7 protein-coding genes are annotated in these 12,082 nt (G+C 36.5%); 1 reads left to right on the plus strand and 6 read right to left on the minus strand.

All coding sequences use genetic code 11. The annotated features are described in order from the left end of the window. Positions 1-218: 218 nt before the first annotated feature. Both V6R96_RS06845 and V6R96_RS06850 read right to left on the minus strand, forming a co-directional pair. On the minus strand, positions 219-1,256 hold the full coding sequence (locus tag V6R96_RS06845) for an AraC family transcriptional regulator (RefSeq protein ID WP_336378459.1): 1,038 nt from the start codon (positions 1,254-1,256) through the stop codon (positions 219-221). A 24-nt stretch (positions 1,257-1,280) separates the two neighbouring features. Further along, a complete protein-coding gene (locus tag V6R96_RS06850; protein WP_336378460.1) occupies positions 1,281-1,658 on the minus strand; it encodes a hypothetical protein in 378 nt (125 codons plus the stop codon). A 944-nt stretch (positions 1,659-2,602) separates the two neighbouring features. Between V6R96_RS06850 and V6R96_RS06855 the strand changes: the two genes are divergently transcribed. Next, positions 2,603-3,631: a hypothetical protein gene (locus tag V6R96_RS06855; protein ID WP_336378461.1), complete on the plus strand. Its 1,029-nt coding sequence runs from the start codon at positions 2,603-2,605 to the stop codon at positions 3,629-3,631. A gap of 427 nt (positions 3,632-4,058) precedes the next feature. Here V6R96_RS06855 and V6R96_RS06860 read toward each other — a convergent pair whose 3' ends face one another. From V6R96_RS06860 to V6R96_RS06875, 4 genes are all read right to left on the minus strand, one after another. Next, complete coding sequence (locus V6R96_RS06860) at positions 4,059-4,394, minus strand: helix-turn-helix domain-containing protein (protein ID WP_336378462.1); 336 nt, start codon at positions 4,392-4,394, stop codon at positions 4,059-4,061. A 217-nt stretch (positions 4,395-4,611) separates the two neighbouring features. Next, entirely contained in the window at positions 4,612-5,034 is a 423-nt protein-coding gene (locus V6R96_RS06865) for a transposase (RefSeq protein WP_336378463.1), read from the minus strand. A gap of 103 nt (positions 5,035-5,137) precedes the next feature. Next, positions 5,138-5,680, minus strand: coding sequence for a hypothetical protein (locus tag V6R96_RS06870; protein ID WP_336378464.1), 543 nt, complete (start codon positions 5,678-5,680; stop codon positions 5,138-5,140). Positions 5,681-5,760: 80 nt separating this feature from the next. Beyond that, a complete protein-coding gene (locus V6R96_RS06875) occupies positions 5,761-11,982 on the minus strand; it encodes a hypothetical protein (RefSeq protein WP_336378465.1) in 6,222 nt (2,073 codons plus the stop codon). Positions 11,983-12,082: the final 100 nt, after the last annotated feature.

The raw sequence follows: 12,082 nt of genomic DNA on the forward strand, positions 1-12,082 counted from the left end.
GCTGGAATATCTCTTCTTAATTGAAATAGCTTTACACTAAACGGTTTCAATTAAGACGAGATATTAATGTTAAATGTACAAGTAATTCAATATTAAATAGCCAATGACTTGTTTATTAATAATACATTCTGTATCACTTTAAATATCCGCATAACCAACATTAAAACGCTTAACATTAAAATTTTTACAATAAATGTTTTGTTAGAAAGATAAAGCACCTATTTAAGGTTTTCAATCATTTTTTTATAACTTTTATAACTTTTAAAGCCTGCCATATATACCATTTCTTCTTCTGACAGACCTTTATGGTGTAAAGATATTTTAAGCTCTCTGAACTCTTCTAATCTTAACATGTTGATATAAGCTCGAAAGCTCATTCCGTAATTCTTATTAATAAAGCGAGACAAATATGTTCTATTGGTTCCAACATATTTGGTAAAATCAGACATTTTTAATTCGCTATTCAAATAGGGTTTATGTTCTTTCATATATTTCTCAAATCTCATTTTGTCAATACTGCCAGAAGGATCTGATTCTTCCTGTATTCCTGTATTAGAAATTTTAATTGAAATACAATAGTTATTAGTAAATACATTAAAAGAAAGAATAGAGCACAATAAAAAAGAGAGGAGATTCAATGAAATTATTCCTGAGAAATAAATTGTCGGAATTTTTAAAAAAGCAGTATTTAAAAGGGAGTAGATTATACACAGACAGGTAAATAAAGCAATTATTTTCAGCAACCATAAAGATTCTTTATAAAATGTATAATAATCCAAGGTATATTTGATTGATAAATAAAGATACATTAGAATTATAAATACACTTATATATAATTCTAATTCCACCCGTTTTTTATGCCAGATAAAATTATAGATAGTATAGCCGGGACTTTGTAGGTTTAAAACAAAGATTAAAGGTAAGATGCAATACATAGTAAAAAAGTATTTCCCCTTGATTCTTTCTTTGGTTATTAAAGAAATGAATAAGCTAAGTAAAATTGCCAAAACGGTTAAGCAGAATAAGCCACTCCGTACTTTACTTCCAGCAGATGAGTCATAATATAGAACGGAAAGGATGTTTATAGAATGAAATATAGCAAGCATCAATAGAAAGCAAATTCCAATTGTAAATACCTTTTTATTGCTAAGCTGTCTCCCTGTATAGATCAGCTTTCCCAAAAATAAGCAGGTACAAAATACACTTGCAAAAATGGGAATACAGAAAGATAAAAAAGTTAATGTACGTAAAATCATGATTCAAATATTGATAATATCCGGCTAAGAAATGTGCTTTTTAGCCCTCCAGTAACTTCGAACACTTCCAAAGCCTGCCATTTGAGAAAGTTCTTCAATGCTCCTGTGCTGATTGTCTTTCAAAGAGGTAAGTTGATTTACCTCACTGATTCTCCAGGAATTAATGTATTGGTTGAAATTTACCTTATATACTTCATTTATAAATTTCGACAAATATTGCCTGTTCGTATTAAAAGTAATCGCTAAATCTTCTATTTTTAAGGTTGAAATAAGATAAGGTTTATGATTATGAAAATAATCTTCGAAATCTTGTTGATGGATCACAATCTTTTCCTGTACTTTCAGCTCATTATTAGCTAATCCTGATTCAGGGTAAATATGCCCGGAACGTGTCAGTGCCATATTGTTTTTTCTATAATTTAAAAAGTAATAATTTCTTTCTAAAACATTAAATATAATAATGATATACTGAAAGAAAATCAGGATTGAAAATATAGATAATAGGAGATAATGAGTTTCTGAACCCAGGAATAATAATGCTATAATCAGTACAATGAAACAGAATTTAATTACCATTGTACTCATAAGCCAGCTGGTGTATTTACTTTTTATATCAGTTGAGATACTATTTTCTCTGATTTCTTTTTTGTAAAGTAGGATATACTTCATAGATAAATAACTATAGAATACCTGATAAATCAGAAAATAAACTAAACAATATGGTTTCATGTATTGATTTAATTCATTGATTTGGTTTATTTTATGATATAGCAAATAAAAGAAAAAAAACGTAACTGCAAACAGGGCGGAAGGAAGTATGTAGTGGAAAACAGGGATAACGGTTTTTTGATCTCTGTTGGTTATAAGGTAAATAAAATGGAAAAACAATACCTTAACAATAGCCAGGTAAGTGATTATAAAAGGATATGCTTTGCCTCTTGGTTGAATTAGGCCAACGTCACGAAGTATGAAAAAAAATCCAAAAATTATATTCACCCCAAAATACAGTATTAAAACTCTAACAATATTCTTTTCCCTTTTACTATAATTTTTATTATAAGAATATATTAAAAATGTGCTACAGATTAATGCAGATGCTATAACTGATGAGAAAAAGAGAGTATTATTACTACTCATTGGCATGTTTTATTTCTTTAAAAAGATTGCCAAATATAATTATTTTATTAATACTCAAGATATTGCTTTTTAATTTACAATTTGTCACTCCTAATTTTACAATTAATTTGTATTAGGGTTTTATATTTTCTTGTTTTGCAGCTAATTGAAAATTATTATCCATGAAAAAAAACTCTTTTTTACTTTTATCCATATGCTCTATAAATTGCTTGGCACAGATTGGTATTGGAACCAGTAGTCCGGATCCTTCATCTATTTTGCATTTGGATGTAGCCTCATTACCTGATAATGGCAAGAAAGGATTTTTAGGTCCAAAAGTCGCCTTAAAGTCATCAATAGATCAAATTACAATCCCTGTTCCAGCTTTAGGATTATTGGTATATAATCTTGGAACAGGCGGGCTTCAAACTGAAGGATATCATTATTGGAACGGAAACGAATGGAGGGTTTTCAATTCATCTTCAACAATCTCCCCATCAATTCAAGGGCTTCAGTGTTCAGATGCAACTTTCAATCCTCCTGTGTTTACAGCTGGAGTGCCATATAATGGAGTTATGATTGTTCCGTATTCTGGTGGAAATGGAGGAGCATATCCTTCAGGAATACCAATACTTTCGACTGGAAATACTGGATTAACTGTAAAATTACGGCCGGGTTATTTAGCCAATGGAAACGGCGAATTAGTCTATGACTTAAAAGGAACACCCTCTCAATCTTCTCCAAGCCCAGCCAACTTCAATATTAGTTTTCTAAATCAAAACTGTATCGCAAACCTTACCGGGGAAATAATGAGTATAGGGCAGGTCTATGGATATTACAACAAAATTCAGCAATCAGCAATGACCGATGGGCAATACGCCAGTATATTTTTATCAGACCTCCCGGTTATTGAAGGGTTAAGGATAGATTTAAAAAAAGTAGTAGGAGGGTTTACATATGCTCCGTATTTATATAACACTACCTCAAATACATTGAATCTTGGCTGGCAGATTGAAGGTTACAGCTCAGGATCTGTTGTCTCAACATTAGGAACTCTTACCAACAATAGTTATCTGGACGTAGGTCAGGGAAATACAGCCAGTTGGAACCCCCATACATCCAGGGTAATAAAAATGAATCTTACTATTAATAAAATCCGTTGGTATAGAGTCGATTTTTATTCTGTATCTGATACTCAAACAGCACCAGGGCCTTCTGATTATCACAATATAAGAATGACTATACAGCGGGTGCAATAATTTAATAGGGTAATTATATATCAATACCAGCTGGTTTTTAATCCAATTGATCTTCCATTTACAAACTGGCTCATGCCGAATTATCCGGTGTATCATAGCGTTTGGGTACTTGAAAGGATAGAGTCGTCACAATATAATAACATTATGCGTAATCATTATCTATTAGCAGCTTATGAATGAAACACATCTTAAAGGTGAACTTCAGAACCTTCCGTTTAGTGAACTTGACAGTATGCTATCGAAGTTATTTCATATTGATATTGAAAACAATTTATATTTATGGGGTAAAAATCAAGGCATTAACCATTATGTCAATAAGGAGGCCGGTAAGATTTACAGTTCCTTGCAGTTGGGCCTATTTGCCATCATTACCCATCTTTGGAAGCTTATCTGTAGAACTGTCTTTCAGTGTAAGTTAAATAATTCCTCAGACCAAAAATATTTTTTTCCATTTAGTAACTGAGTTTCTGCTTATGTTGAAATGCATTGCTACTTGTTTATTGTTGAGGTTCTTTTCTTTCTGATAATCTAAGATTTGCATAATATCCGATTTGCTATAGGACCGGTATTTCTGATTTATTTTCTTAGAATCTTCGTGAAGCTGACCAAAGATTTTCTGATTAAGCACGAGGATATCTATGGCAGCCAAATGCTTTTTCTCGATTAGTGGCAGGCATTCCTCTATTTTATGTGGAAATTTCTGATACAGTATATCTCTGTAGATAGCTTTGTAGTCTGGTTTGGTATTCGTATTGTGATTCATTTTAATATAAGATTAGTGAAACATTATGTGAAAGTATTTAACGTTGGTATTGTGGGAAACAGATCATGCTTTCTAGACACTATCACGAAAAATAATTTTTTTGAAGTGTATTTCATCATTCTTGTGTCACCGTAGGTTTTTCTACCCAAGTACAGTTTCATCTTATCCTTTGGCATTCTGTTCTTGAGACAATGTAGTTTTCCTCCCAGCATCTTTATCAGCTTTTATATTTACTTATCCATTTGTATAAAGTGGTTTTAGGAATTTTGTATTTTATCACAACCTCATCCTTTGTCATTTTGTTTGATTCTATCTGTTCAATCATAAAATCTATAACTTCTTTGGTATAAATATTTTTCCGGAATGTTGGGAGTGAACACTTTTTAATTTTTACCTTATCCTCTGCTGTGGTCGGTGGCGCATAGAAAATTAAGTGTTGGGAATATAATCTGAAAAAATCATATTTCAGAAGTTTGCTCCATTTTAACAAAATTTCAGCGTCAAGACTTTTAGCCTTATACATTTCTTCTATTTCTTCTACGCTACATTTTAGAAAATTGCAGATACGGGATATTTCAATCCCGCTTTCTGCAACTCTTGCTCTTAGTTTTTGTCCTATGTGAATATTTTTGAAGTTCATTTTTTTAAATTTTTGTTTTGATACCATCTAGGTGCATAAATTGGCATTTAAAGTAAATCTATAAAATAGATGCACGACCGTTTTCTCTACTTTTTGTAAATTATTAAGGCTTCCAGAAACTCCATACAGTACCATTATATACAGCAAGCTGCTTTTTGAGGGTATCGTAAACCATCATTCCCGATGCCGGATTAATAATATTTATATGGGGGCTTACAACTTGAGGGAGAATCATAGCTTTGTCAGTGTCGGTTAAAACTAGAATACCGTCTGTTGTATCAGCTGCTCCATTTACCCCTATAGCTGTTTTTGCTGTTGCTTTTTCAATTTTATCCAATCCTTGTATTGACAGATTCACTGCCCCGATAGTAGCTGTTGTGTTGTCATCTTCGCTGAGGTTAGTCCATATTCCCAAGCTTTTCAGATATTTTACTTTATGATCTGTTGTGTCATAAATGATACTCCCTTCTACCGTTATATTGCTTTTGTCGGTTATGTAGGGTAGGATAAAGCCTCTATTTTCGGTATTGCCAAATTCTAATGAAACCGAATTATTAGCTACGCTCTGTTTTCCAATTGCGATTTGTGATTTTGCTGTTATACCAGCTAACATCAATATAAATGTTTTTATTAAGGTTGTTTTCATTTTTTCATGTTTTGTTTAATAGTTAGCAAACCGGCAACGGTTAACAATTAATATTGCCGGTTCGCAACTAAAGATTAACTTTAATCCGGGCAGGTCTGGGTAGAGATACAATGCCAAGCCATAGATGTATCACCATCTTTTAAGGTGTACATCTTCATGCATTTATTGGTAGTGTCATAAACCATCATCCCTTCTACAAAATTTGCAGGGGTAATGCCCACTGGATTTCCTGATGCATCAAATGCTACTCTGTTGGGTACAAAACCTTTGGTTTTAGCTTCTAGTGCTATCCATCCACCTTTACGGGTCATAGGCCAATTGTCACTGTTTGTAGCTCCCGCTCTGTTAAGAGACGTAATTCCTACTTTGGTATCTAATGTTGTTCCTACTGTAATGCCTGGTTTGTAGCAAACACCTGATGAAAGCAAACCACATATATCTACAAGACCTGTGTTATAGGTATATTTGTTATGAGTAGTAATACCCGTACTTCCATTTCCTATAGGTCCATATTCGCTTGTTCCTACGAAGCCAAAATACTGACTCGTTTTTTTATAGTTTATGGTAAATTTCCCCCCTGTTTCTACAGCGATGATCTCATCATTGAGACCCATCCCGTTTGCATTGGTCGTATTGCCCGGCATATAGATAGGAGTAGAATACATGGTAGCACCTGTCTGATCAGACTGACCTAACTTATAGTTAAAATTACTTCCCCATCCCCATTGTTTTTTATCGCTGGTCAATACATTCATTGTTGGTTCCGTATCACGACCATGTTCACTTGGGGAAATCCACACGATGTTTCCGCCCAATGTATTACTGCCGGAAATAGCTGTTACCTCTTGCCATGTGTTGCGTGAAGTACCTGTACCGTCACCCAATATTCCTTCAGTATTATTTCCCATAGCATAAAGCTTTCCATTGATTGTCAAGAGAAAATAAGCATGATTACCAACTCCTTCAGCCTCGGTCATCCCGATCATTTTGGGAGTTACTCCGGCTGGAGCAACAACTTCTGTTGCAAAAATTCTATTTGTTCCATTAAGAGCATTGTCAGTACCATCACCAATGTAAGTTTCTCTACCCCATGTATAAAGCTTACCTTCAGAGGTTAAAACCAATTTAGCTCCAGCTGAACCACGCACTGTCACTACATTGTCCAGCGTTTCGGTTGCAGATTTTTTTACACGGTGCCAGATCGCACTATTAGCCGGACTGCCTGGGCTACCGTCTCCATAAAGGTAACTATCTTCAGCATTTGTCATTGTCCAGGCTTCGCCTTTACAGGTTACAATAACCAGTGAGTTATAAGTTTGGAACAACATTTTAACATCTGTTGGTGAAACTCCCGGAGGCAAACCGTCGGTTTTGCCGTTAATGGTTATTTTACCAAACTGTGGGTTGGCATTATTTGTTGTTTTAGTGTATGGAACGTTTCTAGCCCCCCAGCCATAAAGGCCATCTGTGGTTAATAAAAGAGCGCCTGTAGTGGAATTATTTCCAGCTACTGTAGCTTTTAATGGTGTACCCGTATAATTGAAACCGTTTGCGGGTGTAATAGCCGTTGGGATTAAAAGATCTGTCAATGTATTGATATTAGCCGGTATACTGGTCGGTCCCGCTCTATACCCCCAAATCTTAAACGTTCCATCTTTTTCTTTTGCTATAACAGCGGTCTCACTTGCAACCAGGTTATCATATTCGATGGTATTAGGGTCTGTTGCATTGAGGAAGGTATTGTCGTTACATCCTGTTGTACAATAATCTCCAACAAAGCCTGCAAAAGTAAAATACTGTCCGTTTTCTAAGGTAACATTTGCTGTGTTATAAACTACCCCATTTGCAGTTACTTCTGTAACCATTGGGGTAAAAGTATCGGCTCCGTCAAAAACAGCATCCGGAGACTGTACCAGATACAGGTTTTTTACTCCTTTTGGCCAGGCAACCGTTACAGTTCCAACGCTACCGGAGTTCTGGGCTTTCCAGATCGATTCAAAACGGTGATTAGCCTCACCATTAGAACCTGAAGTGTAAGCCAATGGTATTTTAAGCTTTTGCTCAAGACCATTATCTCCCGTCATCAGGTATTGCAGGTCAGTAGCTAAGCCTGTGCCGTTGGCTGCATTACTATCAGCAAAGCTTGTTGTGGAAATCACAAGCTTTTGTGCGTTATTTACACTTCCTGCCTGTTTTTGGTTCAATGCTGTAAACTCGTCTTTTGCAATACCGAAGATATTGTTGTTATAACCCGTATTAATGGTTCTGTCCCATATTACATTGCTGTTGGTAGAAAGATAATTTTCATTTAATGTAACACCATTCTTTACCGCAAGATAAGAGTTTACTCTAGATTGCTCATTAGCTGTTAATGTACGGTTGTACCAAGCAATTTCCATAATATCACCAGGGAAAGGACCTGAAGAATCGTATGTGCCATGTCCTAATCTTAGGTTAGTACCATAAATCTGGAATTTATTCGTCGCTCCAAAACCTGAAAAAGATTCATAAGAACCATTTAGTCCTAATCTTTTTTCTCCTCCCGCTATTGTTGAAGTTCCTCCGTTTGCAGTGTTATTATTAGCTATTGCCGAATATACATTCGAAATTCCATTGTTGAATGTCGTAGAAAAATCTGATGACGTTGTTCCCTGCCAGAATTCAAACTGTCTTGGTCTTCCTGTCGAGGTAATAGAAACCCCAGGTTCAGCACCATTGGAAGCATCATTATCAATTCCAATAATACGTCCGGCGGTAACAGAAGTAGGTCTTACTGCCGAGAAAATAGAAGTATTTGTATTAGGTAATTCTATATTCCCCAGAGGATTCATTACCGAAGTATCATTATGAAAATACTTGGCAGTAGTATATCCTGTGGTATATGGATAGAAGTTGTGATTTCTATCTGCTGTAGACAGGGTAATTCCTCCTACATTCGGAATATTATCTGCATTGGGAGAATTATCTTTCCAAGCAGTAGAAATAGTTCCCACATCATCTGATTTTACCCAAAAATCAGGACCTAAAACACCTCCCGGAGCCTGTACAAAACCTGCAAAAGTATAGTATTGCCCATTAGCTAATGTTACATTTGCTGTATTGTACACTACACCATTTATAGTCATCTCTGTAGCCATCGGTGTAAAAGTATCTGTGCCATCGAAAGTCGCATCAGGTGACTGTACTAAGTACAAGTTTTTCACACCTTTTGGCCATGCAATTGTTACAGTGCCTACAGTGTTTGTATTCTGTACTTTCCAGATCGATTCAAAACGGTAATTAGTTGCTCCGTTAGAACCAGCAGTGTAACTCAATGGCGTTGTAAGGCTTTGCTTTAAACCATTATCTCCTGTCATCAGGAATTGTAAATCGCTGTCTAAACCTGTTGCGTTTGCAATGTTGCTGTCTGCAAATCCGGTGGTGGAGATTACAAGTTTCTGTCCGTTATTTGTACTTCCTGACTGTTTTTGGTGCAATGCTGTAATATTATCTCTTGCAATACCGAAAATATTGTTATTGTAACCGGTATTATTGGTTATGTCCCAAACTACATTGCTGGTTGTGGAAAGGTAATTTTCATTTAATGTAGTACCATTCTTTACAGCAAGGTAGGAGTTAACTCTGGATTGCTCGTTAGGTGTAAGTGCTCTTTTGTACCACAGGACTTCCATGATGTCACCAGGAAAAGCGCCTGGAGAATCCCAACCAGCATAACCTATTCTTAAGTGTTTTCCAAGAACATTAAAGGTATTTGTTGTACTACCCAAATTAAAGACTTCGTAGTTTCCGTCTAACCCAAGTCTTCTTTCTCCTCTTCCCGAATTAAGTGCCTGATCTTGAATTGCAGAGAATACTGAACTTTTATTTGTAGTAAACGCATTAGCAGCACTCATCGTGTTACTATTTGCTTGAGCTACGCCATTTCCAAAATATTTGTATATATGAGGCATTCCTGAATTAATAGAAATACTTGGTTCGGATGCATTCGTATCGTCGTCAATACCTGTAATACGACCTGTTCCATTCGTAGATGTTGGCCTTACTGCTGAGAAAACAGATACCGAACTTCTCATTGATGGGTCCAAATAGTTATTAGTCGTATTTAGTTCACTATTTGTATTATAAAAGAATTTTGAAGCAGAATATCCTGTCGTATAAGGATGGAAGTTGTGTGCTCTGTCTGCAGGAGACAGCGTTACTCCACCTACATTGGGGATATTGTCAGCATTGACAGATTGGTCTTTCCATGCTGTGGCAATAGTTCCCGCATCATCAGATTTTACCCAGAAATCTGCTCCGGAAACACCTCCGGCACTTGCATTGATAACATTTACTGTCAAGTCGCTCGTGCTACTGCATGTACCTGTAGTCACTGTCCATCTGAAAGTATACGTACCGGGAGAATTAAATCCTGTAACATTGCTATTGTATGCCGACGGTGTTGCAATTACCGGATCGGTGGCTCCAACAGGTTTTGACAATAGTGTCCATGCACCAGTCGCAACTCCCGGATTATTGGCATTGAAATTCGTTTGGGAGGTTCCTATCAATATTTGGGAAGATCCGGCATTAGCGCCTACCTGTGCCGATACTAATACCGAAAAAGTACTTTCCAAAGAAGTTCCCGAGCAAGAGTATTCTTTATCTAAAAATGCTCCCACACTTGCGTTATAGTTATCTGCTTTTATTTTAAATACATATTCCCCCTGCATGTTCAGGTTGGAAATTGTAGTTGTAGTATTGGTAAATAATGTATTGTTATAAGGTTCAAATACCGGATCTGCAGCTCCAGCAGGTTTTGAAATCAATGTTAATCTGTAGCGTCCATCAAACTCCTGGAAATAGCTGGTATTTACATTACCTTTATACACTGCAGGCAGCGGAATTGTTGCTGTTACAATACCTGACCCCGGGAAACATACTGTAGTATTAGGTACTGTTACATTAGGGCGGCTGCCATCAGAGATATGGATAAAGTAAGATTGTGTAGCTGGGCATGCTCCAGCACTGTTTCTGGTTATTGTAAACCTATACGTTCCTACATGCCAACCTCCTGAGGGCGGTGTTATGGTAGCGCTTCTGGTTGCTGTACCTGCTACACCGTTTGTTACAACAGGTGCCCCTCCGGGAGGAATAATTCCTGATATAGCTGCACTTGTATTTATCGTAGCAGGATTATCGGCAGGATGAATAGTATAATAAAATGTAATAGGTATAGACTGCCCTGCATAATCGCAATGAACTTCCCCACCTGAATTACCGCTATTATAAATCATCATTTGCTCGGGTCTTGAAGATATCAGAAAATTTACCGGATTAGGCTGTGTGCCATTGAAAGTATAGGTGATTTCCGGTGTTGTGTAGGTTCCGCTGGCATTAGTAACAGTCAAAGTAAATTTGTAGACTCCCACAACATTGACACCGGTAAAATTTATATTATCATCATAAATATTCGAATATGCGATATTTCCCCCTGCCGGTTGGCTGGTAACGTTCATGGTAATAGCTGTGCCAAAGTTTCCTGAAGAGCCTGGCGTGAAAGAATATCCCTGAGAGAACTTAGGTGATATACTCTGAAGTGAAATAAAATGATTTCCACTGCTAGAAACACATTTAGTACTTGACATTGTAGGCAGTATCTGTGGATTCGGGATAAAACGTACAATAGCCGTATCCTCATACCAACAATTCGGGTTATTAATGGATGTTACTCTCAAAGTTACAACATAAGCAGGATCTACATCGTGGTCTGCCTTCTTAATAAGACTGAAGGTAGTCGTTGCCGAAGTGGTAGAGCTGAATCCTGCATTCTGTGAATTTTTAACGTTGTTTCTTTCCCAATTGTAAATATTGTAAGCAGACCATGAAGCAGTATATCCTGCAGGTACAACACCGTTTAATGTAACGGTACCTGTTGTAGCATTTACATTGGTAATATCCGGCCCTGCAGTGAAAGATGAAACTTCACCGGGTGCCAAAATACTTACCTGTGATGTTACTGTGCTACCCGAACTACAGTTTTGCTCTACCTGAAATACATAGTTTCCAGGAAATGTCATTCCTGTGACATTGGGCGTCAGGGAATTAACATTACTTATTGTGGGGTTGGGTGCACCGACCGGTTTGGAAACAAGTGTCCAAACCGGTGTTCCGCTCGTACTGCCAGATGAGCTTCCCTGCAAGGTATAGGACGTACCGCAAATCGTGGTATTCCCTCCTGCATTGATGTTGCACTGGGCGTAAATTATTATATTACCAAGAAAAAGTAATAAGAATAAAAAGAGATTTTTTGTGAGTTTCATAATTATTTTTTGCTTCTTTTTTCTCATCATACATTAGTTTTTAATTTTTGAAATGTCATCTTATATTGATTGTTTTGCCACTGGTTATTCTACGGAAGGC

The organism is Chryseobacterium sp. CCNWLW53, assembly GCF_037083525.1.
Classification (GTDB): domain Bacteria; phylum Bacteroidota; class Bacteroidia; order Flavobacteriales; family Weeksellaceae; genus Chryseobacterium; species Chryseobacterium lathyri.